Below are 25251 nucleotides of genomic sequence, written 5' to 3'. Positions count from 1 at the left end.
AAATATTTTCTTCTTAATTTTTTTAGTAAAAACATCCTTAAAAGCCAAATTTTGAAGGGTGACAAAATGTTACACCTTTTTGCTTGAATGAATATTTGATTTCGTTATCATAAATGATGATAATTTTGCTTGTCGTACACCAAGTGTTAACAGTATTTTTTTTCATTGAATTATTTAAAGATCTTGAATTTTTATACTCAAAACCCTCATTTTTTTTATCAAAAACCAATAAAATTACTTTAAACCTATCTCTGAGATGGAGTCAAATAAATATGTTATTTGAAAATTTTTATACATAATATATGTGTAATACTAAAATGAATAATTATAAAAGTAATACTATTTTAAATTCATTTATATATAACATTAAGTACAATTGACGGAATAGTCCAATTTTAGAAATGTAAGAAGTTGTTGAAATGGAAATAGTACTCAAAAAAGAAAAGTTTTGCGTAAGAAAATATCACTAGAAAAGCTCAAACTGAATCTACATCTTTGCACCCGAAATTCTGAGTTACAGACAATTAATTTAATTTTCATCTTACTAAATTTTTATCTAACTAATTTTTTTCATGAAACATTATTATTTCTCAATGCAGAAAGTAGCTATTCTAGTACCATTGTTTATTACACTAATGGTATGCACAACTACTAAAACTATGGCCCAAGAATGGTGGGTTGGTACTGCAATCAATAAGAACGAGGACTATATGGACCTCGACAACAATGACACCTATGTAGGTGGTCCTCTAAGGGTGGGAATGATTGTAACAGAAACTGATGGCAAAACATGGTCAGGTCTGAGACAATGGAACCCAGAAAGCTCAAAATACGGTGGTATGATCATCGATGCAAACACGAGCTATGACATCTATTTGAAATCACGTCGAGTGGGTATTGGCTTAGATAACCCAAGTGACAAACTTCATGTCTACAATGGTAATATTAGAATTTCTGATCCAAATAGTTCAACAAGGTTGAACTTCTATTCAGGGACGAGTTCTAGGTTTACTATGGGACAACACACCAATGGAGAAACTTTTATCTGGAATGAATCGAACGATTTCATGCAATTCGGTACGAATGGTACTGAAAGATTAAGAATCTCAAGTGCAGGTAAGGTCAAAATTGGTACAGGTAATGCAACTGAGTATTTGGAAGTATACCCCAATACTGATGTAACTGCTGTTATTGGTATGGCAAAAATTGGTTATATCTCCAATTACTCAGACATGGCCGCGTTTGCACATTACGATAACTACACTTCATCGAGCTATGCGTTATTGCAAAAAGCAGATGGTAACACATTTGTCAATGCGAAAACGGGTAAAGTGATTGACCTAAGAATCAATAACAGTACAAAAGCACGTATGTCTGCTGATGGTTACTTTGGTATTGGAACCACTACACCGCAAACAAGATTGGATGTCAATGGTAGTGTTGTTTTAGGTGGTAACGGTAACACTATCTTCAACAATGAAGACAATGGAACAGCTTTACATGGGGATGAAGGAATCATTATTCCTGGTCCAACTTCACAGTACAATATTTCTGTGCAAGATGGTAATGGTAGAATTCAGCATAAGTGGAACGCTACTACTGGTACAAGTGAAAAATTCCTTGTAGGAAATGAGGATGCTGCTTTCATAGATATGGGTGTGGAAGTAACCAATGGTGACTGGATTGAATTCAAATGGGCTGATGGTTCAGGTAAATTGGCTGGAGAAACAATCTCTTGGGGTACACACTTTGCCATCAACAACTTAGGTAATGTAGGTATTGGGGTGAGTAATTCTCAATATAAATTAAATGTAGGTGGTACTTTCAGAGCCAATGGAGCTTCAAGTTTTGGAGAATCCGCAACTTTTGAGAAGTCGGCCACTTTTGAAAACATAGCTTCATTTGAAAAAGATGCTAATTTTGAATCACAAGTTTATATTGGTTCAAGAGATCACAGCAGTTTTAATGATCATGCAATTGATCAGTATGAATTGATTGTGGAAGGCGATGTGATTGCAAAACGTGTAGTAGCCGCTCCAAGTAATGAATGGCCTGACTACGTATTTGAAGAAGAATATGAATTGGCACCTTTATCAGAAGTAGCTTCATTTATAGAAGAAAAAGGTCACTTGCCTAACATGCCTTCAGCGGCAGAAGTGAAAGAATCAGGTGTTGATGTTGTGGAAGTAGAACGTATTTTACTTGAAAAAGTAGAAGAGTTAACCTTATATGTCATCGAATTGGAGAAGAAAATTGCTGCCGTAGAACAAAAGAAATCAAAAAGAGAAAAAAGAAAGAACAGAAAAAAGTAAACTACTCTTTTTCTAAAGCCAATGTAACCAAATGAATAGGTATACATAAGCTAATTACCAATTAATTTAAAACTCTCTTTTTATAACATTACTCATGAAAGGCTTTTATTATAAATTAAAGTCCTGGATTGCTATTGCCTTTACATTTACTTTGTTCAGTCAGGCGGAACTGATGGCACAAAGCATAAATGATGGCTGTACCAATCGGAATGACTTTGAACAGGCGCCTATTGTCAATTTTGACCCGGCCTGTTCGAATAGCACACTATTTTATTTCAGTAGTGCTACCATCGAAATAAATGACGGTGAGATCTCCAATGGAGGTATCTCAGAAAAGCACCACATTTTAGACAAAGTGGACGCCAAAGACTTCTCTCTTTACTCTGGTTTAGAGGTGACATGGTCTTATAATGCAGATGCGATTGAATCAAAATACTATGACAGTATATGGATTTATCGTGCAGAAGCAGAAAATGTGCTTGAAATTTCAGACAGCACAATTGCCACAAACCTTACTGATAACATGGTGCATATTGCAACAGTGGCTATCGATGCACCAGGTTTCACGTATACAGATTATGATGTGGAAAGCGGTAAAGAGTATTTATATATTCTAAGAGCTTTTGGCTATGATCAAAATGCTCCTGTAACTTCTTATCATGAATCAGAATACATGGCAGATTATGGTTCTGTGATGGCTTTTGGTCTCACAGCTTCCAATAAAGCATCAGATGATATGGTTCTGGTGGAATGGGAAATTGATGCCAACTGTTTGATTGGAGACTTTGATGAATCTGTTTATTTCAGAATATTGGATGATGATACAGAAGAAGAAATATTTGTAACACACATTACTGATCCTTCTTCGTTTATCAATTCAACAAAACTGAATGGGGAATATCAATTGATGTTCGAGAAAGAGGAATCTTATATTTCAATAGATCCAATTGCCAATTTATCGACAGGTTTCAGGTCTTACGAGTACAGTTTTGAAGCTTGGATTAAGATTGAAGAGTTGAGCCAAAATAAACATTTAATCTTAACGGATAATGCTGAACAACAACAGTTTTATATCAGCAATAATACCTTTTACTTAAAGACTGAAGATGGTGAACAAGAATTAGGTGGAGTTATTGAGCAAAATACTTGGACTCACGTTTCATTGACGGCAGAACCAGCCTCTGGTGAGCAGGTATTTAAATTGTATATTGATGGTGAACTTATCAATACTGTGACTGGAATTATGCCTTGGGAATTCACTAAAATTGCAGGTAATGGAAATGGTGAGCAACTCAATGGAGCAATTGCCGACATCAGACTGTGGGATCATACAAGAAACAGCTTAGAAGTAAAGTACAATTATTACTATCCTGTTTTGGGATCTACAACGGGGCTTGTGGCTTTATATTCAGCTAAAAACTATGACAGCGGAAATGCATTGTCATTGGTGAATGAAGTGACGGATAATCCAAGTTATGTGGCAGGGGTAAATTATGGCAACTGGACCGCTTTTGATAATGAGACAGATAAAAACAGACTATTTGTTGGTTCTGTAATTGATTTCTTAGGTCCAGATGTAAGCAGAAATTACCGTTTGCAAATTACAGAATATGGTTCTAGTGAGCCTGTCTGTGTGACATTGAGAACATCAGGGTCCACAAATACTTTATATGAGGGAGACCTTGTAGCTACCACAAATGATCCAGGAAAAGTGACATTGTCATGGGCTGACTCTAGTGATGTGACGGACCAATATATTGTATACAGGAACAGCTCTGAGATTGCTAGAACTCGAAGCAAATCGTATGAGGATTTCCAAAGTGAAGGTCTAGTGATGGGCGAAGAAAATACTTATACTGTAAAAAGATACAATGCTCGTCATGATGAGATATATGAATTGGCTGAGACGAATGGTGCTTTATTTGATATGGACATCACAGGTAAGTACAAAGATGGAGCAGTTACATTAAGCTGGACAAACTTAACGAGCAGTGACAATGATACCTTGGTAATAGATACGCTGGCTATTTATTACAATGGATCTCAAGTAACTCTTTTAAGTTCAAACATTGATACTTATGAATATGCTTATCCAATTCATGGTGATCCTGAAACTTATAAAATAGCAGGTATCAAAAACGGTGAAATTTATGGCTATGATGAGGTATTGCTTGATGTACCAAGAATTGGTTCGATCAGTGGTCATTTGGTTTCTGATCTAGCAGAAACGATTCGAAGAGGGAGAAGAAGACGTAATGTAGATGTTGCGGATACATTAAGACCTTGGGCCTTAGAAAACACCAGAATCATTGCCTCTGCTATTTTGGATGATGTTGTTTATTCAGATACAACAACAACAGATTTTGAAGGTGGTTTTACATTTGACGACCTTTATTTTGGTTCAACAGGGTTGACGTATTCTATTAAAGTAGCAGATTATGATTATGAATTATTGGACAATGAATTCTATGTTTCTTTAGATACACCAAGTATTAATGAGGCATTGGTTTTAGTGGATGAGGAGTTCAATGCTGTAGCAGATTTGCCAGTAGTTTATGATCCTTTGTCGTTGGGTGTAAATGAAAGTGCCACAGTAGTGGAAATATACTTCAACCTTATTCCTGATATGATTCCAAATGATCAAGTAGTCTTCTATATCTTAAGAAAATTGCCTGAACAAACAGAGGAAGAATGGGAATTATTGGAATTGATCAGCGAATGGAGCAACTATTATATGGATGGCTCAAATGATAGTGATTATCCAGTACGTTTGAGGTACTTTGATGAAAAAGTAGCTCCCAATACTACATATGATTACAAGTTGATCACAGGTACATTCACACATGATGAAGTGAATTACAATGAAACTGTTATTACAGATGTCAGTACAAAATCACTTCCAAAGCCTACTTCATTTTCTGTGACTACAAATAACAAAGGTGAAGTGAAATTCAACCTAGGTATTTCAAGTTACGATTTCAATCACTTCCTAATAACAAGAGTTGTAGAAGGATCAACTGAAGAAGAGGAAATGGCACGCCTTGAAAGAAGAGACCGTTCCATGATCTGGAGTGATTTCTTACCTGAAGAAAAGGCAACTTACTATTTATATACCGCAAGTGAGTATTCAGAGGAAAAATCTACGAGACTAGAGTTTGTTGATTTTGTAACACCAGCATTGCCTGTTCCTGAGTTTGACTTCACAAAAAGTAAGGCCAATTTAGATAAAGGTTTTGATTTAGTATGGAAGCATCAAGAAGACGAAATTGACTTATCGTTATCAAATTATAACTTTGATGGCTATCATATCTATCGTGTTTCTGCTGCTGATGACACTGTTTTAGTATCAGATGTCAAAAAAGAAGCGGTCTATGATGCTTTGGCATACACGGACAATACATTGGTGTTTGGTGAAACGTACAATTACCACATTAGAGCCTATAGAAACACATCACTTTCAGAGGATCCAGTGGTCTCAGCGTTCAATACCATCCCATTAAGCAATGTTGGTATTAATTATTCTTCAGCTGATTTAATGATTTCAGCCGCGTTTGATCCTACTACAGGGAATAACAATGTTGTGAATGTCAATTGGGGATTTGCTCATCAAAACAATTTAGGGGTAAATGAAGCGGCTCAACTGTCAAGAATTGAAATTTCTAATAGCAGTCGTGACACTGTAGTGGTGGCCAATTGGTATACGGGTAATTTTGATTACCAATTCAAAGATGGTCTGACAGGAATAGGAAGTAATGTTACTAAGCTACAGTACATTATCACCTTCGCATCAGAAAAATTACCAGTTGATATTTCTAAAACGTCTGGTCAATTATCTCTTTCAGGTACTTCAACGACTTATGTTGACCCTACAGGCTTTACAGCAACTACTAACCTTGAGGAAATGATTGAGCTTACTTGGAATCACCGTGTGGATCACTTGGCCCGATTTGTAATTTATAGAGACGGGGCAGTGTTAGATACACTTCCTACGCAATATAGAAATTACTTGGATGATCAAATTGAGGCAGGGGCTTCCTACATTTACGAACTATGTGCTGTGTACGAAGACCCAAACACTGGCGAAATCCAAAAGTCGAAGAACTATGCGGCTGTTGGTTCTAGTGCTGGAAATTTCTTAATGGAAGGGACAATTGTAGACGTGGATGGAATAGCTCCTGTGATGGGTGTAGATGTGATGGCATTACTTTATGTAAATGGAGAAGTAATACAACGTAAGAATACTGCTTCGGATCAAAAAGGTTATTTCATTTTCGAAGACTTCAATGATGGAAGTATTTCAGGTAAATCTGAAGTAGATTCAATTGTTGTTGTACTTGAAAAAGACAATTATGAAATCGCTGGAGGCACCTATGATGTCAATGAATTATCCACTGCACTTTATCATCTACAAGCACAATATCAAAACACAATTAGCTATCCTGCAGAAAAAATAGATCACTCTATTCCTGCAGAAGTAGTAGCACTAAGTGTAAATGCTGTGGAGGAGGAAAATGCAGTCAAAATTGACTGGATTACAACCACTGAAAATTACACCGGTTTTATCTTGTTCAGAGATTTTAATGCAATTGAGAAAATAGAACTTTTAGAAGGGCAACCCCTTGAGTTCTTGGATAAAACAGGTTTACCTGGGGAATCTTATACCTATGGAATTCAATCTTATACTGAGATTCCAAATGGACAGGATTATTATGGAGATACATTATTGTATGATCATTCCGTGATTTACCCAGGTATTTGTAATATTAGCAGTTTCTATGCTACTGCTGTTCAAGATTCCAATGAAGTACGTTTGAGTTGGACGTATACTGGTATTGCAGATGAATTCCATCTTTACCGTTCGGGAGATATCATTGCCGCTATTTCTTCAGAAGAAGCCAATCGATTTGTGGATTCAACAGCAGTTCCGGGTATTAATTATGTGTATAAGTTAATTGGATACAATAAAACATCCAATTCATTCTCACAAGAGGCAACAGTAACCACTACTTACCCTAATCTACAGGTAGTTCAAAACTTTACGGCAACTACTACAGATCAGAATGTAGTGAACCTTAGCTGGATGTATCCTGCTGGTCATATTGATGGGTATAAAATTGAGAGAAATGGTAAATTATTAGCGCAATTGGAGTCGGAAGTAATGACTTTTACCGATACCTCCGGTATTCCTGAAACATGGCATGAGTATACCATTTATGCCTATCGTGAAGATGCTTTTGATAAATATTATTCATCAACAGTAACAGACACAGCCACTTTCCCTCAGTTAGCATCAATAAGAAATCTACAAGTAGCTTCAGATAATAATGTAGCAAAGATAGATTGGTCTTATGATTATGATTATATCGATGGATTTGTACTATATCGTGATGGCGAATATTTAACGGAATTAGCGCCAAATGTCACTTCATATACAGATACAGATGGTAAGCCAGGATTTAGTTACACTTATCAAGTAAAGGTGCATGATTTCCGTGAAGAAGCACAATCAATGTACTATTCAGATGAGGTTGAAAAAACACTAGCCGCTTATCCTAACTTCCCAACCCTAGGAACAATTTCCTCTTCAGGAAATAGCAAGCATCATTTGGGTGCAAAGTGGACTTATGATTGGGAATACATCAATGGTTTCATAGTATATGTCAACAATGCGGCTGTAGATACGCTGGAATCATGGGAAAGAGATTTCTATTACATTGACAATGATGGAAGTTCTTGTGGACTTACAAGATCTGTAAAAGTCGCTCCTTTCAGGTATATCGATGGAAGTGTAGTCACCAATTCAACAGCAAACCGTACAGTCAACTTAAGTTTTGGAAGTTGTAATAGTGATGTGGATATGATCACTAGTTTAGAGGCAGAGACCAACTATTCTGTAGTGAAATTATCATGGCAGTTTAATGCTGATAAAGACTTAGATGAAGTTAGAATCTTCCGTAATGGTGAATATATTGGCCTAACGAACGGTACTTCTTATGAGTTTTATGACAGTGAGGCTGAAATCAATACGCTGAACTTATATGAAGTAATTCCATACAAAAACTCAGTGCCAAACGGCGCAAAAGCCGTAGCAAGCGCTTATGCTTATGCACTTAATAGTGTTACAGGTTTGGTGGCTACAGCAAATGGTAATTTACCGGTGGAAGGTGCTGAAATCAAGTTGACACATACAGATGACAACAACATCACTTACAGCTATGTCACTGAAACAAATAATGTAGGTGGTTACGATTTCAATCAGATTTATTTCAATGAAGACGATTCTGTAGAGTATACAATCACCGCTTCATACAATGATCATCGATTAATCAATACACCACAATCGTTTACAATTACCGAATCAGGTGTTCATTCAGCTGCAACCATTTATGATTTAGACGGTAAGTCCATCAATGGTATGGTGACAAAAGCAATCACAGGTTGTCCAGTGGAAGGAGCAACAGTTACTTTACATTATAAAGACGTATTGGGCAATGATGTGAAAGCTTCTGAACAATCCATCACTGACGGAACAGGTTTCTATTCTTTTGTTCCTCTAGCGATGGAAGGTTTAGAGTATTATGTCATTGATATATCAGATCAAGACTTAGAAAACGGCACTGAAGGATATTACTCTTTCAATGTGGAGCCAGACACTTTGATTGCAGCATTGTTCATGGACAAAGCAGAGTTCTCTTATGTAGATAGCACAACGTATGATTTTGCTGTAAATGTAGTGAATGGCTGTCATGGAAGCTTAGGCGCTTATAATTTTGAAGTATTGGTAGAATCGAAGGAAGGTTGTATGTATGAAAAATACAACACGAATCTCAACGGTTTACTTGAACTGAGTTTGCCTGTGGGCGAATACTCATTGAGAGTTTCTGGAGCTGAACCTTTAGATCCGATATCTCAGTCTGTGGTGGATTATTTTGCGACTAGACCGCAGCAAATTGATGTAAAGGGAATTCATGAGTCCATCTTAAGTGGAGAAAGAGAATATGTGGGTGAAGAAGATAGTATCAAGTACTTTGAATATCACGTTATCCCTGAGATTTTAACACTTCAGGTAACAGGTTTTGAGGATGTTATTGAAGAATTCAATTTAACAAACACAACACCTGACCAAATTCCAGATTGGTTGAATGTCTTTGTTCAAGGAAATGACTATGAGTTCAATTTCCAAATTGAGGAACAGATTAATACAAACACTTGTGTGCTGGATTACGGTACAGTGGTTGTAAGAAATGCAGCTGCAAATGCGGAGAAAGCAAATATTGAATTACAGGCAGGCCCTGATGGTTTATTCAATTACACTTTTACGGCAGAGAATATCAATCCTGCAGTACCTTATATCCAAGGAATGTTTGTGGAGTATTACAGTAAAGATGGAGAGTTCCTGACTGCAATAGGTTATCCAGTTTTAGTGACTGGTACAGCCGCTGCTGCGGGTAGAGATATCTTAGTTTCTGTAGATACTACCGACAATGGTGAAATATTACGACACAATGGTCATATACTATTGATCATATTCGACAAACGGTATATGAATATGATTCACTGTTGAATAATCCGAATGTAATCTTAAGTGATGAAGATAGAGAAATCTTTGAGGTAACACGTGATAACTGGGAAGCAATTGACATTTACGTCAACCGTGATGCCATTCCTATGTATGCAATCTGTAAAGAGTTGTTGCAAGATAATTTGGTAGAAGACCAAGGGTTTGATGAGTTGACTACTTTCTGTGAAGCACATTGGGGTAATTGGACGGATGATGATACATTAAATGTGTACACACCATACAATGAAGACCTTGACGCAGAATATGGTTGGACAGATCTTCTGACTGAGCAGTATGAAAATTACATTAATAATGTTGCCATTGAACAACAGCAGGCGTTCGAATATACATTATTGTCAGATGTATTTAGTGAAGCAAAGTTGGATGATGATTACCAAGGTGAGATCATTGATAAACATCCAGGTAAGGATTCTCAGAATTATAACTACGAAAGTGCAAATGTTTCATTAAAAGACGACATTATTACGGATGCAGTGGTAGTAGATGAAATTCAAGATAATATTGAGGCCTTAATGGAGGTGTTTAAAGAACAATACCAGGGTGCAGGAATCGATAATAAGACTTTCACTGGCGGTGCTGGAGCCAACACCAATCAAATTGTTTCTAAATGGGGTACACAGAATACGTTTACTCAGAAATGGAGAACAAAAGAGATGGAATATGGTTCAAGAAAGAGTGAATTCTTTATCAAAACTAAATATGCCGCAGACCTTTCTTACAAGATCGGATTACAATTCAGAGCCAAAACAACAACTATTGCGTTGGGTACTGAAGTTACTCCTGCAGGTATTAAATGGGCGAAAAACTTCGATTTAGGTATCAAAACAGGTATTGAAATGGAAACACGTACGCGTGTAATCGAAGAAGATAGAGAGACGCATTATGATCAAATCACTTTAACTGAAAAAGAAAGTGTAACGCTCGACAGTGCCTACAGAGTGGGTTATGTTCTAGATGATGATGATAATGGTGACCTTTATTCTGTAATGGTTGTGAAAGGCACGAACCAAGGCCATACACCTTATTTCGATTTATTGGGTGGTAGAACTGCTTGTCCTTATGTAGTAGGTACAGCTAAACGTGATGATTTCACTGCCGGATACGCATCAAGTGATACTTCTGTAGCTAGTAATGTGATCTATGATGTAGAACCTAATAAAGCAGCGGTACTCCACTTCTCTGTAGGAAACGGAAGCTATATCACAACGGATAGACGTTATTTTACGATTGAGCCAATTGCCGGTGAAAATAAAAATCATGCGAGCTTGACTTATGAAAAGAACCCTATCGGTTTGGATGCTGGTGAGGCTTATTATGGAACTATCCTTGTGGAAAGAGTTGATCCTTACTATGATTTTGCTGATCTGAAATTTGTAGTGAAACCTGAATGTGGAGAAGGCACATATGAAGCCGATACGCTTGAATATGAAGTGTATTTCAACAAGCCTTGTTCACCTGTTTCGATTTACGTTCCTGAAAGTGATTTTGTAGTGAATTACGATGAAAATGGTAATGAACTATTGATGATCAAAGTAACAGATTATGAAGTGGACGGTTTGTATCATTACACCGAAGGTCTGACACTGGAATACAGAAGGGAAGGAACTGAAGCTTGGACAGAAATAGAGTCTGTTGATGTGGATAGCTTAAGTAATTACTATGAATTGATGAAGCTGACTTACCCTGAGCCTACTTATCCATTTGTTTGGAATATTCATGAGGACGAAAGCATCATTGATGGTAATTATGAAATCAAAGTAACTGCTGAATGTGGTGAATACGGAAATTCAGAATACAACATTATCAGTGGTACAATTGATCGCTCTACAATTCAATTGGTAGGGTCTGCACAGCCAAGTGATGGAATCCTATCCATCGGGGATGCAATCAGTATTGATTTCAACAAAGACTTGGATTGTCACCTGATGGATTCTTCATTGATCACTATTACAGATACAGCTTTAAATCCAATCGATTTTGAGATGATTTGTTCAGGAAGCGGTTTAGAGTTCGTGATTACAGATTCATTACTTGATGTTCTAAATGATCAAGTGCTAACCGTGACGATTGATTCTGCTGCGTTGATTGATTTCCAAGGGAATGAAAATCTAGAGCAATTCACATGGGAGTTTAAAGTGAATTATTCACCAGTGTATTTCTCTAGCAATGAGATTGAGTTCTTTATGGATATGGATGCGACACATCAAGTAGAAGTGACGTTAAAGTCCAACTTTGAGCAGATTGAGTATTTCACCTTATCAGGATATGATACAAGTTGGATTTCTTTATCGAACCAAAATAATATTCTGTTAGAGAATAATGCACAACAGCAGTTCAGAAATGGAGCACGTGATATGTACTTGAATTTCGATTCCTTCCAAAAAGAGGCAGGGACTTATCGTGATACAGTATATGCTCAAGTGGAAGGTTTTGCTCCTGCAGTTCTTTACTTGACGGTGCATTTGAACAGTGAATTATCCAACTGGTCATTCAAACCAAGTGATTATGAGTCATCAATGGAAATGATTAGTGTGGTTGGTTTTGCTGAAGATGCACAATCAGAAATGCTCCTAAGTGCTGATACTAATGATATTGTTGCTGCAGTGATTGATAATGAAATCCGCGGTTTGGCTCAAATGACAAAGCTGAAAGATATCGATAGCGAAAGGCTTTACCTTACAGTCTTTGGTAATGCAGAAGACAGAGGTAAATCCGTTGATTTTAGAGTATTGGATGCTTCTAATGGATACGAATATGATGCTTACAACACCATTGGTGAAGTGACTTTCCAATCGGATACATTGTACGGACGTACTGGCTTGCCGGATACATTGAGAGTAGACAAGTCGGAAGGAAGAGCAAGGTATATTCACTTAGCATCAGGCTGGAATATGATCTCCTTAAATGCTCAACCTGAAGATGCTAGCATAAGCAAAATCTTCCAAGGTTATCCATTAACGGCAGGTGATCAGGTGAAAGACAAAAACAACTTCACACAGTTTGATGTGGAAGGTTGGTCAGCCTCAACTTTAGATTCATTGGAAGGCGGTCAAGGGTACTGGGTTTATGTACAGAATGAAGGAAGCATCCGTTTCTCTGGTAAATATCAGTCAGGTGATATTACAAGAAACTTCTTGCTCAATGATCCTTCAGGATGGTATTTGATCGGTTCCCCAATCCAAGATGAGCAAAATATCAACGAAGTGCTTGGTTTTATTGGAGATATACCAACGGAAGGTGTATTGAAAACACAAAATCAGTTCGCTACTTTTGAAGGTGGAGTTTGGTCAGGTCAACTTGCATTGATGCAACCTTTCAAAGCTTATCAGGTACAATTGGATGCCAACTCTATCATGACATTCGGTACTGACGTTCAAGAGTTATGGCCTGAAAAGGACAACTTGTATGAAAACGGAAGTAATACAAGGTCAGTCGAAAAATGGTCAGTGGAGCCTTCTCAGTTTGAACACTCTGCATCATTGATTGCTAAATTAAAAGACTTATCGGTAACTGAAGGGGATCAATTGATCATCAGCGGACAAGATGAAGAACTATTTGGTGTAATAGATGCTGTGTTTGATGAATTAAGCCAAGAGTGGTATTTCACAGGGCTTTTTTATGGTGGAGGTACTGAAGAAGAATTGGTGGTGAAATACTATCAGTCAAGTACCAATTCCTTAATTGGAACTGTGGAGAACTTTACTTATCAAACCAACCAAAGAGAAGGTTCGATGAGTAACCCAATGCTCTTTAGCTTGAATGAAAACGATAAGCAATTGTTAGATGAAAGCATCAGCTTATATCCTAACCCTGTTGAAACGGATTTTGCACTTCAGTTAGATGTTTTAGAAGATGATGTAGTTACAATCAGTATCTCTAGTATCTCAGGAGTGAAGTATTTAGAATTCAATGAAACGGTATACCAAGGTTCAAATGAGATAGAAGTTGATCTATCAGATTACAACCTAGGTACAGGAGTCTATGTAGTCAACATCATAGGCGAAAAAACAGGTGCTAAATACAAGAAGTTTATCATAAAGTAGTTTTTATGGTGGTTCAGTGGATGTTGTAATACAGTTTGTCTCTACAGCCTACTTTTAATTTTTGGTAGAAAATCCTTTATGAAGGATTCCGTTGTAGGGATGTTGCATTGCAACGTCCACACGAACCACATCAAGAACCATTTTTTTCATTCTTGATTAAGAAAGGGGATGTCTCGTACACTACCCACTGTACCCAAAGTACGCTATTCACCGTACAGCTTGTACACTATACACCGTACACACTGTACGGTGTATAGTGTACCAGTAATACATAAAGTATAAGGGCAAAAAAAGAGGTTTCATGCACCATATTTAAAACTATGGGCAGGTGTGTTACCAAAACTTAATCAAGTCTGAAGTCTTGAAGGTTACAAGAGAAAACATCACTTTAGTATTGTTGAAGTTGGTATCACCAGCCCATGACTTCATTCGTAGTGCACGCTATTTTGTCTCAGTACTGAATAATAAATATAGCCCCAAAGCCTCGGTTTTGGGGTTATATTTTTTTTAAACCATTTTAATGTGAGAAATGATGACTTCAAAAGCTCTTTTTCCTTCCTCCATTACAGGAAGAAAAGCCCAAATATGAGGCATGTCTTCACCATTAATCACTTCCAAATCGATACCAGAAGATTTCATTTTTTCAACAGTCAAAACTTGATCGGGGTAAGTGACATCATTTTCAGCCATTAAAAATAAGCAAGAGGGGAAACCATCAAAACTACCATTTAGAGGAGAAATTTCAGGATCATCCAAATTCTCATCAGCACATAATTTTTTAGCACTTCGCACACCAATTTTAGATAGCATAGGATCTTTCAATTCTACTTTCTCAATCTCATTATTACTCATAGAAGCATCCATAACTGGGGAAAGTAGAATCACTTTTACAGGTAATTTTTTATTTTTAAGGACTAACCTTTGTGTGAGTGCTGTGGCCAATGTTCCACCAGCAGAATCACCCAATAGGATAATTTTTTTGTTGGGGTAACGATTGACAAGTTCTTCATAAACATGATCAATATTCTCAGAGATTGAAACAATCTTATGTTCAGGAGCCTTAGGGTAATTACAAAACCACACTGTTGAACTGGTTTTCTTTACAATTGATTTTACGGCATCCCAATGATGTGCTGCAGGCCCAGAAATAAAGGCACCGCCATGAAGGAAAAGTACGACAGATTCGCTATTTTCATTAAGCTGAACTTCTGTGATTTTTGAATGGAGTAGCTGAAAATTGCTAATCCCTTTTTGTTTGAAAAATCGTCCTTTGGGATGGTATATATCCTCCTTTCTTATTTTCTGATAGTCAATAGGATCTTTACTGAAATCCTTTTTTATTCCTTTAAGCTGAAGTACTAATTTGACGATATAGTATGATAAGCTATGTTTCACTTTTGAGTAGTTTAATAAATGGAAACAGTCTTATGATATTAAGGAATGTTTCAAACATACTCTATTTAACCATAAGACTGTTTTTTAGTTTAATAAATAGATGAAATACTTCTCAGTGAATTTTAAGTCTGAATGACACCTACATTAAAACGTTTGTCAATTGGGTTTTGATTCGCCATTTCTATACCCTTGGAAATATAACTGCGTGTTTCTTCAGGCTGAATGATCTCGTCAATCCATAACCTTGCCGCTGCATAATAAGGAGAGAGTTGACTATCGTATTTGGCTTTGATTTCATCAAACATTGCCTTCTCTTCTTCCTTGTCAATCGTTTTACCTTGAGCTTTCATCGTAGAAACTTTGATTTGAAGCAAAGTAGTTGCAGCAGATTTGCCACTCATTACTGCCAATTGTGAAGTAGGCCAAGCAAGCATTAAACGCGGGTCATAGGCTTTTCCACACATCGCATAATTTCCAGCACCATAAGAATTACCAATCACTAACGTGAATTTCGGAACCACACTATTGGCCATGGCATTTACCATTTTTGCACCATCTTTAATGATTCCATTATGTTCAGATCTGCTTCCCACCATAAAGCCTGTCACATCATGAATAAAAAACAAAGGGATTTTCTTTTGATTGCAGTTCATGATAAAACGTGCAGCTTTATCAGCCGAGTCCGAGTAAATCACTCCGCCCATCTGCATCTCACCTTGTTTTGACTTTACTATCGTGCGTTGATTGGCAACAATACCTACAGACCAACCGTCAATTCGAGCGTAACCGCAAAGAATACTTTGACCATAACCTTCTTTGTATTGCTCAAATTCAGAATTATCAACAATTCTTGAAATAACTTCCAACATGTCATAAGGTTTCGCTCTGTCTTCAGGAAATACATCATAAATGCTTTCCATCTCTTTTTTAGGCGGAATACTTTCAGTTCTATTAAAGCCTGCCTCATCAGCATTTCCCATTTTATCCACTAGACTTTTGATCTTGTCGAGACACGCTTCATCATTTTCACATTTATAATCCGTCACACCAGAGATTTCACAATGCGTTGTAGCACCGCCCAGTGTTTCGTTATCCACACTTTCACCAATAGCAGATTTAACTAAATAGGAACCAGCTAGAAATACACTTCCTGTACCGTCAACAATCAAAGATTCATCAGACATAATAGGAAGGTAAGCACCGCCAGCAACACAGCTTCCCATAATAGCAGCGATTTGTGGTATTCCTTCTGCTGACATGACAGCGTTGTTACGGAATATCCTTCCAAAGTGTTCTTTATCAGGGAAAATTTCATCCTGCATCGGTAAATATACGCCAGCACTATCCACTAAATATATAATAGGAATTTTATTTTCGATAGAGATCTCCTGGGCTCTTAGATTCTTTTTTCCAGTGATCGGAAACCAAGCACCCGCTTTTACCGTGGCATCATTTGCAACGATAACACAGTTTCTTCCGGATACTTTTCCCACTTTTACAACAACTCCTCCAGAGGGACATCCACCATGTTCTTTGTACATATCTTCGCCAGCAAAAGCACCTATTTCAATAGCTTCCTTGGCATCGTCAAGCAGAAAGTCAATTCTCTCTCTTGCCGTCATTTTTCCTTTGCCTTTGTGTTTGGCAATTTTTTTCTCTCCTCCACCGAGAAAAACCCGTTCTCTGTTGTTGAGTAATGCTTGGGTCAAAAATTGAAGTGAAGTTTGAGATGCTGATTTTTGGTTAGTAGAATAATTCATGATTATATGTGTGTTTATATCGTTAAAAATACAAAGTCAAAAGTAGATTGTAAGTAAAAAGTAATTCTGACTGAGTATTTAAATTAAGTTAGTAATTAAATATTAAAAGTGAACAACGAAATTCATTTTTTATTGAAGACTCATTTCATTTTCATCAATATTATTCCTTTCAAAAAATGACAAAATGTTAATTATTATTGAAACTTAATTTTTCATTATTCAATGTTAATTATTCATTTAAAAAAAACTATATCTTTACACCACTAAACAGAAACATCAAACATTAGTTAGTTTTCAGAATGAAATACATCAAATTTATTTGGGCACTTTCCCTTTTTATTTTCTTAGGATATTCTTTATTGGCCTACATCTATTTTCCAGACAGTGGAGTGATGGTAATGGGTGCGACAGAGACAGAAAGTGCTATGGTGATGTCTAAAAGCAACTTTTTCTATAGTTCAATGGGGATTTTGCTTTTCATAAACATTGTATTGGCAGGGTTGGGTGCTAGTGTTTTGCATTTACCACAACAACTGATTATGGTTCCCAATAAAGCAAAATGGCTCCAAACAAAAGAGGCACAACAGCAACTTTTGGAATCAGTTAAAGGATGGACAAAAGGGCTTGCAACATTGATCAATGGTCTATTACTGTCGACCTTAGGTGTCATTTACAGAACGCAAGGTCACGATATTGAAGCACCAAAAGTAGAATATTCACCAATGGTATTTTCTGTTCTGATCTTCGCATGGTTGATTGCCTATTTCTTTATCATGAAATCACCTAAAGAAACAGAAGACTAAAAAGTATTCTTTTATAGATAGGAAAGCACAGTAGCCATTGAGTTGCTGTGCTTTTTTAATGCCCTTAGAGAAGATTTGCATATCAAAATAAAGCCTTAGTTTATTTAATATTTCGATGATGACAGTTATTAATGAGGTATGATTATTCAATAGAGAACAACACCTTTTTTCTTTTTCTAGAATTTATTTACATTTGTTTAATTATATGCTAATCATACAAACTATTATTTTTTTTATGCAAACTAAACTCTCTTTAATAGGAGTATTCCTTTTGTTCTTTATTAGTAATCAATCCATTGCACAATACACACTCACAGATGATGATGTAGTAGTGGATGCAGATGGAATCATTCAATCTTGTTCCTACATCGAAGGAGGTGATATTATTATCCCTGATGTCCTGGATGGAGTAACTGTGGTTGGTATTGCAGATGCTGATGACTATTATAACCCTATGTTTACAGGTTTAACTTCTGTTGTATTGCCAAAAGGGTTAACCTTTATTGGAGATTATGCATTTCGTAGCAATTCCTTGAGGGGGGAGCTAGTCTTACCCGAAGGTTTAACCACTATTGGTAATGGTGTCTTTTCAGGCAATTCCTTTAGTGGAAAATTAATATTACCAGAAGGTTTAACCACTATTGGAAGTTCTGCTTTTTCAAGAAATTCCTTTAGTGGAGATTTACTAATACCTGAAGGAGTAACATCAATTGAAGAGTATACTTTTTCAGGAAATTTCTTTAGTGGCGACTTAGTCTTACCAGAAGGTTTAACCACTATTGGAGGTTATGCTTTTAGAGAAAATTCCTTTGACGGTATCTTAGTCTTACCTGAAGGTTTAACCACTATTGGAGATTATGCCTTTGAAGATAACTCTTTTATTGGCGACTTAGTCTTACCTGAAAGTTTAACCACTATTGGAAGATATGCTTTTAGAGAAAATTCCTTTGACGGTATCTTAGTCTTACCAGAAGGTTTAACCACTATTGGAGATTATGCCTTTGAAGATAACTCTTTTATTGGCGACTTAGTCTTACCTGAAAGTTTAACCACTATTGGTAATGGTATCTTTTCTGGCAATTCCTTTAGTGGAGAATTAATATTACCAGAAGGTTTAATCACTATTGGAAATTATGCTTTTCGTGACAATTCCTTGAGAGGGGAGTTAGTCTTACCAGAAGGTTTAACCACTATTGGTAATGGAGTCTTTTCTGGCAATTCCTTTAGTGGCGACTTAGTCTTACCCTCAGGACTATCCTCTATTGGAAGATTTGCTTTTTATCGAAATTCTTTTAGTGGAGATTTAGTAATACCTGAAGGAGTAACATCAATTGAAGAGTTTACTTTTTCAAGAAATTCCTTTAGTGGCGAATTAATCTTACCCAAGGGAGTAACTTCTATAGGTGACGATGCTTTTTATGATAACAACTTTAGTGGCGAATTAATCTTACCCAAGGGAGTAACTTCTATAGGTGATGATGCTTTTTATTATAACAATTTTAGTGGCGAATTAATCTTACCCAAGGGAGTAACCTCCGTAGGCGATGGTGCTTTTAAAAGTAACAATTTTAGTGGCGAATTAATCTTACCCGAAGGGCTGATATCTATTGGAGGTTATGCTTTTTATCGAAATTCCTTTAGTGGAGATTTAGTTTTACCCGAAGGTTTAACAACTATTGGCTCTAATGCTTTTTCTTACAATTCCTTTAGTGGAGATTTAGTCTTACCCGAAGGTTTAACCACTGTTGATTCTCATACTTTTTCATTTAATTCTTTTAGTGGAGAGTTGGTCTTACCCGAGGGAGTAACCTCCATAGGCCATAATGCTTTTTCTTACAATTCCTTTAGTGGAGATTTAGTCTTACCCGAAGGGTTAAAAGATATAAGCTTTAAAGCTTTTAATGGTAACAATTTTAGTGGAGAATTAATATTACCCGAAGGTTTAACCTCTATTGGTACTCGTGCTTTTTCTTCCAACTCTTTTAGTGGTAACTTAGTATTACCCGAGGGAGTAAGCTATATAGGCCCTAGTGCTTTTTCTTCCAACTCTTTTAGTGGTAAAATAATATTGCCCCCTGAAATTACTACTATAGATCATAGAACTTTTTCTGGAAATGAGTTAACAGAATTAGATTTCTCCAATGTAGATTTAACAGGGTTTAATGTATATTTTTCAAGTGGAAGTAGCTTTAATGCTCAAAACGGCGAAAAAGGTTACAAAGGTATAGGTTGGTTTTATGATCAAGAATATACAGATGCTATACCATCATTGAAAGATATTACCATAGAAGACTTAAATGGTAAGATAATTTATTATCAATATTCTCTTAGAGATTATACTATCAACTATGTTGGAGCAGATACTCATAGTAATCCATCGGGTTATACGGTAGAAAGTGAAACGATTACATTAAAAGCTCCTACCCCTTCAATAGAGGGTTATACTTTTGTGGGGTGGTACACTGATGCGGAATATACAAACCCTATTACAGAGATTCCTACAGGAAGTATAGGAGATTTGACTTTATATGCAAAATTCACAGATCAAGTTATCTCGTCGATCAATGATTTACAGAAGGTAGAAATTGTAACTTATCCAAATCCTGCTGATCATGTTGTTTCGTTATCACAAAAAGTGAAACAGGTACAGCTTTACACTCTGGATGGATTGTTACTTAAAACATATCTTGATACAAATGAAATTGATGTGAGCACTTATTCAGATGGTGTTTATATTTTGAGAGGTAGCCTAAATGGAAACCTATTTGTAAGGAAAATTGTGATTAAGAGATAGTTTCTCATCACAGAAAATAATATAAAAGGGTGAAAAGTTGGAATGCTTTTCACCCTTTTCTATTGGAGTAGTGAGTATGTATATAGAAAATAGTAATTTGAATTTTGAACGTAAAAAAGTGCTTTGTATTGTGGTTCAGTGGACGTTGTAATGAAACAACCCTACAACGTAACCTATCATAAATGATATTCATTCTTTTCGAAGTTAGGAGATTTTGCCAATGTGTCATCACAAGTAACGTCTATCTACTTTACACTTTAGATATGATAATTAGCATATACTATTAGAAACTAATTTATTAATTGATTTCTCTACAAACTTTACCACAAAAGCTACAAGGTGAGAGAGCAAAACTAACTATTCAAGAAAGTAGAGAAGATGGAATCTAAGAGGGAGTTTACTTTGTCAGTTAAATACTTCTTTATTGAATAATAGGGTTAAAGAATAGGATATTGCTAAGTGCAAAGTGTTATCAAGTGTATGGCCAATTTTACCTAAAAATAATAACAACAACAGTAAACATTATTTGAACTCTTTTGTTTACTACTTATGAAATTGCTACTAAATGATGAGGAAATTGACCGAGTAATAGAGATGGCATGGGAAGATAGAACACCCTTCTCAGCCATAAAAGTCCAGTTTGGTTTGTCAGAATCAGATGTTGTGAAGCTAATGCGGCTTGAATTGAAAGAGAAGAGTTTTAAAAGATGGAGAAGAAGAGTTCACACAAAGGCGAGCAGTAAACACATAATGAAGAGGTCAAGTGAGATAAGCAGATTTAAATGTAGTAGACAACGCTTAATCAGTAACAACAAGATCAGTAAAAAAGCCTATTAATTATGACTAAAAAGCAAAGAATTAACATTGTATGGTTAAAAAGGGATCTAAGAACCCAAGACCATCTGCCTCTAAACTTAGCAGAACAAGATCAACTGCCTTATTTGATATTATATATCTATGAAAAAGACATTTTAACGTACAATGATACTTCATCAAGACACCTAAAATTCATTGCTCACTCGATTACTGACATGAATAATCGACTTTCACCCTTCAATAAAAAAGTGAATACAATGTATGGTGAGGCCGTTGCTATTTTTCAATATTTGATGAAGGCTTTCGATATCGTCAATGTATTTAGTTACCAGGAAAGTGGTATTCAGGTGACCTACGATAGAGATAAATCCTTGAAGGTTTTATTTCATGCTCAAGGTGTTCGATGGAATGAGTCACAGAGAGACGGTATCAAAAGAGGAATCGTCAACAGAGACAACTGGGACAAAGATTGGTTTTTGACCATGAAGGAACCGATTATCATTAATCAATTCACGGATCGAACTGAGGTTGAGCTAGTCAATCTGTTCCCACTGCCAGCGTCCTTCAGAAATGTAATTAAAAGTTACAACGAACATTTTCAACCTGCGGGCGAAACGTACGCATGGAAGTACCTTCACTCTTTTACAGATGAGAGAGGGAAGGATTACAGTAAGTTTATTTCCAAACCGTTGGAAAGCAGGAAAAGTTGCGGGAGGTTATCGCCTTATCTTGCTTGGGGCAATATTTCCATCAAACAGGCTTATCAGCACATCAAAAATCATCCTAATAGGGCTTTTCATAAACGAGCTTTTAACGGTATTTTAACACGTTTAAAATGGCATTGTCATTTTATTCAGAAGTTTGAAGTGCAGTGCAGTTATGAAAATGAATGTTTGAATACAGCATTTGAGCATCTCACTTATCAAAATAATAGCCGCTTTTTAGAAGCATGGAAAGTAGGTATGACAGGATATCCAATGATTGATGCCTGCATGCGTTGTCTGCATACCACAGGATGGATTAATTTTAGAATGAGAGCTATGCTGGTGAGTTTTCTGTGTCATCATTTGGATCAAGATTGGAGAAATGGTGTGTACCATTTGGCGAAGTTGTTTTTAGATTATGAACCAGGAATACATTTCACTCAGTTTCAAATGCAGGCAGGTACCACAGGGATCAATACAGTAAGAATTTACAATCCTGTAAAACAATCACAAGACCATGATCCAAAGGGTGTATTTATCAAACAATGGGTGCCTGAATTGAGAGAAGTACCCGAACGTTTTATTCATGAACCTTGGCAAATGACCTCATTAGATAAAGCTTTTATAGGGTTGAAGGATTTTAATTATCCTGATCCCATCGTTGATTTAAAAGAAAGTGGAAAGAAGGCACGAACCAAAATCTACTCTTTTAAAAAATCGCCAGAAGTCAGACAAGAAAAAGAGCGGATTCTATTATTGCATACGCGAAATTTAAAATCGAAAACTGTTTAACACAATTCAATGCTTGCATTAGTTTTTCCACATCAATTATTTGAAAATTCTCCTTTATTTAACACAGATTGTATGACTTATGTGTTGGTAGAGGAGTATTTGTTTTTTTATCAATATAAATTTCACAAACAGAAACTTCTTTTCCATAGGGCTTCTATGCTTCAATATGCTAATTATTTGGAAGAGAAAGGGTATGAAGTGATGTATTGGAAAGCTTGCACTGCAGAAAAATCAGATGTTAGGCATGTCATTGAAGAGGTATTTGTAGAACGTACTGATACTTTGATATATATAGATCCCGTTGATGATTGGTTGAGTCGAAGAATTCACTCTTCGGCACAGAAAAAACTACTGCAAACTATAGAATTAGAGACACCTATGTTTTTGAATACTAAAGAAGACAACCGTTCTTTCTTTAAATCAACCAATAAGAAGTTTTACCATGCTAATTTTTACAAACGTCAGAGGGTACAACATCGCTTGTTGATAAATAATGAAGATAAACCCATAGGAGGAAAGTGGTCGTATGACGATGAAAACAGGAAAAAATACCCTTCCAAAAAGCAACCACCTTTTACGAGTTTTTGTAAGAAAGATAGTTTTATTACAGAGGCAAAGGCGTATGTAGAAGAATATTTTCCTGACAATTATGGTAAGTGCAATGACAACTTTATTTATCCAACAAATTTTGAAGCTGCAAAACGATGGCTAGAAGAATTTTTGAGGGATAGGTATTTTGAATTTGGCCCTTATGAGGATGCTATTGTCAGTCACCAGAGTGTATTGCATCATAGCTTATTGTCACCTTTACTTAATGCAGGTTTACTAACGCCTGATTATGTAATAGAGAGAATAAAAGATATCACTTTTTCAAATAGTATCCCGTTGAATTCGGCAGAAGGGTTAATCCGTCAACTTATTGGTTGGAGAGAGTTTATAAGAGGTATTTATGAAGCGAAGGGAAGACAGGAACGCACTTCCAACTTCTTTTCCTTTCATAAGGAAATTCCTACTTCCTTTTATAATGGAACAACCGGTATTCTACCCATTGATATTACGATCAGAAAAGTGCTTAGCACCGGTTATTGTCATCATATTGAGCGTTTAATGGTATTAGGCAATTTTATGGTACTTTGTGAGTTTAACCCCAATAGCGTTTACCGTTGGTTTATGGAATTGTTTATTGATGCTTATGATTGGGTGATGGTCACTAATGTATATGGAATGAGTCAGTTTGCTGATGGAGGACTAATGGCTACAAAGCCGTATATAAGTAGCAGTAATTACCTGATGAAAATGAGTGATTATAAGAAGGGAGATTGGCAACAGGTTTGGGATGGACTCTTTTGGCGGTTTATGAATAAGCAAAGGGATAAAATTGGGAACAATCCCCGTATTAATATGCTTTTGAGAAATTATGATAATATGAATAAAGAGAAAAAAGAATTACTTTTAGAAAGTGCGGAAAACTTCCTTAATAAACTACAAACAGCAGACAATAATAAAAGGAGTTTTTAATATCTATTCTGAAGTTTCATTGAATTCATCTTTCACCATGAGTTTGATTTAATGTTTAATAGAGAATTAGTATTTAATTCTTCCTTTGAAATTGTTCAACTGTTAAAAAAACAGACTACAATTATGCTCTCACTATTTGATCAAACAGCCGATAAAGCGCAAAATTTATTACCCTATGAAGGAGAGGTTTATTATTATGGAAAAGTATTTTCATATGCAGAGGCCACCTCATTCTATCAGTTGTTGAAGGAAAAAATTGATTGGCAATCTGATCTTATAAAAATGTTTGGAAAAGAGATTTTTACCAAACGGAAAATGGCTTGGTACGGCTTAGAACCGTATGAGTACACTTATTCTAAAGTCAAAAAAACAGCCCTTCCTTTTGATGATTTACAACTCCGTCTTCTTAAAAAAATAGAAGAAAAAACCGGTGAGACTTACAACTCATGCTTACTGAATTTATATCATAATGGGAGTGAAGGAATGGGTTATCACAGCGATAATGAAAAAGAGATGAAAGAAGATGGAGCCATAGCATCTATATCTTTGGGTGCAGAACGTAAATTTTCTTTTAAGCATAGAGAAACAAAAGAAAAAGTGAATCTTTTGCTAGAACATGGATCTCTTTTAGTAATGAAAGGAGAGACTCAAAAACATTGGGTACATGCTTTGCCTGTTTCAAAAAAAGTATCGAAGCCCAGGATTAATTTGACATTTAGAACCGTAGTTTAG

The 25251-nt window shown here is 36.1% G+C and carries 11 protein-coding genes; 9 read left to right on the top strand and 2 right to left on the bottom strand.

Going from position 1 to position 25251, the window contains the following annotated elements; translation table 11 throughout:
• The first annotated feature begins 572 nt into the window (after positions 1-572).
• The 3 genes from AVL50_RS07640 to AVL50_RS07630 all read left to right on the top strand — a co-directional run bounded on the left by AVL50_RS07640 (position 573) and on the right by AVL50_RS07630 (position 13937).
• The gene (locus AVL50_RS07640) at positions 573-2312 is read left to right on the top strand and encodes a hypothetical protein (protein ID WP_062615895.1); all 1740 of its coding nucleotides are present in this window, start codon (positions 573-575) and stop codon (positions 2310-2312) included.
• 94 nt (positions 2313-2406) lie between these two features.
• Positions 2407-9876, top strand: coding sequence for a LamG domain-containing protein (locus tag AVL50_RS07635; RefSeq protein ID WP_062615894.1), 7470 nt, complete (start codon positions 2407-2409; stop codon positions 9874-9876).
• The gene (locus AVL50_RS07630) at positions 9873-13937 is read left to right on the top strand and encodes a T9SS type A sorting domain-containing protein (RefSeq protein WP_062615893.1); all 4065 of its coding nucleotides are present in this window, start codon (positions 9873-9875) and stop codon (positions 13935-13937) included. Before AVL50_RS07635 ends, AVL50_RS07630 begins: the two co-directional genes overlap by 4 nt.
• 507 nt (positions 13938-14444) lie before the next feature.
• Here AVL50_RS07630 and AVL50_RS07625 read toward each other — a convergent pair.
• Positions 14445-15332, bottom strand: coding sequence for an alpha/beta hydrolase fold domain-containing protein (locus tag AVL50_RS07625; protein ID WP_062615892.1), 888 nt, complete (start codon positions 15330-15332; stop codon positions 14445-14447).
• Positions 15333-15454: 122 nt separating this feature from the next.
• Complete coding sequence (locus tag AVL50_RS07620; RefSeq protein WP_062615891.1) at positions 15455-17092, bottom strand: acyl-CoA carboxylase subunit beta; 1638 nt, start codon at positions 17090-17092, stop codon at positions 15455-15457.
• 299 nt (positions 17093-17391) lie between these two features.
• Here AVL50_RS07620 and AVL50_RS07615 point away from each other — a divergent pair, with 299 nt between their 5' ends.
• The 6 genes from AVL50_RS07615 (at position 17392) to AVL50_RS07590 (ending at position 25251) form a co-directional block, all read left to right on the top strand.
• The gene (locus AVL50_RS07615) at positions 17392-17895 is read left to right on the top strand and encodes a hypothetical protein (protein ID WP_062615890.1); all 504 of its coding nucleotides are present in this window, start codon (positions 17392-17394) and stop codon (positions 17893-17895) included.
• A gap of 235 nt (positions 17896-18130) precedes the next feature.
• Entirely contained in the window at positions 18131-20689 is a 2559-nt protein-coding gene (locus AVL50_RS07610; protein ID WP_172826788.1) for a leucine-rich repeat protein, read from the top strand.
• A 549-nt stretch (positions 20690-21238) separates the two neighbouring features.
• Positions 21239-21526 (top strand): TIGR03643 family protein, encoded by a 288-nt coding sequence (locus AVL50_RS07605; protein ID WP_062615888.1) that lies wholly within the window; start codon positions 21239-21241, stop codon positions 21524-21526.
• Between the two features lie 2 nt (positions 21527-21528).
• Positions 21529-23001: a cryptochrome/deoxyribodipyrimidine photo-lyase family protein gene (locus AVL50_RS07600; protein ID WP_062615887.1), complete on the top strand. Its 1473-nt coding sequence runs from the start codon at positions 21529-21531 to the stop codon at positions 22999-23001.
• A 9-nt stretch (positions 23002-23010) separates the two neighbouring features.
• Positions 23011-24519, top strand: coding sequence for a cryptochrome/photolyase family protein (locus AVL50_RS07595; protein ID WP_062615886.1), 1509 nt, complete (start codon positions 23011-23013; stop codon positions 24517-24519).
• A gap of 51 nt (positions 24520-24570) precedes the next feature.
• Positions 24571-25251: an alpha-ketoglutarate-dependent dioxygenase AlkB gene (locus AVL50_RS07590; RefSeq protein WP_253764263.1), complete on the top strand. Its 681-nt coding sequence runs from the start codon at positions 24571-24573 to the stop codon at positions 25249-25251.

This window comes from Flammeovirga sp. SJP92, from assembly GCF_001583495.1.
Classification (GTDB): domain Bacteria; phylum Bacteroidota; class Bacteroidia; order Cytophagales; family Flammeovirgaceae; genus Flammeovirga.
Note: the sequence above shows the minus strand (reverse complement) of the source record. Positions and strands in the feature narration are given on the sequence as shown.

What these genes read in the sequence shown, in the direction of transcription:
- AVL50_RS07640 (WP_062615895.1), top strand. Translation starts at nt 573, where the DNA reads ATGAAACATTATTATTTCTCAATGCAGAAAGTAGCTATTCTAGTACCA.
- AVL50_RS07635 (WP_062615894.1), top strand. Translation starts at nt 2,407, where the DNA reads ATGAAAGGCTTTTATTATAAATTAAAGTCCTGGATTGCTATTGCCTTT.
- AVL50_RS07620 (WP_062615891.1), bottom strand. Translation starts at nt 17,092, where the DNA reads ATGAATTATTCTACTAACCAAAAATCAGCATCTCAAACTTCACTTCAA.
- AVL50_RS07615 (WP_062615890.1), top strand. Translation starts at nt 17,392, where the DNA reads ATGAAATACATCAAATTTATTTGGGCACTTTCCCTTTTTATTTTCTTA.
- AVL50_RS07610 (WP_172826788.1), top strand. Translation starts at nt 18,131, where the DNA reads ATGCAAACTAAACTCTCTTTAATAGGAGTATTCCTTTTGTTCTTTATT.
- AVL50_RS07605 (WP_062615888.1), top strand. Translation starts at nt 21,239, where the DNA reads ATGAAATTGCTACTAAATGATGAGGAAATTGACCGAGTAATAGAGATG.
- AVL50_RS07600 (WP_062615887.1), top strand. Translation starts at nt 21,529, where the DNA reads ATGACTAAAAAGCAAAGAATTAACATTGTATGGTTAAAAAGGGATCTA.
- AVL50_RS07595 (WP_062615886.1), top strand. Translation starts at nt 23,011, where the DNA reads ATGCTTGCATTAGTTTTTCCACATCAATTATTTGAAAATTCTCCTTTA.
- AVL50_RS07590 (WP_253764263.1), top strand. Translation starts at nt 24,571, where the DNA reads ATGTTTAATAGAGAATTAGTATTTAATTCTTCCTTTGAAATTGTTCAA.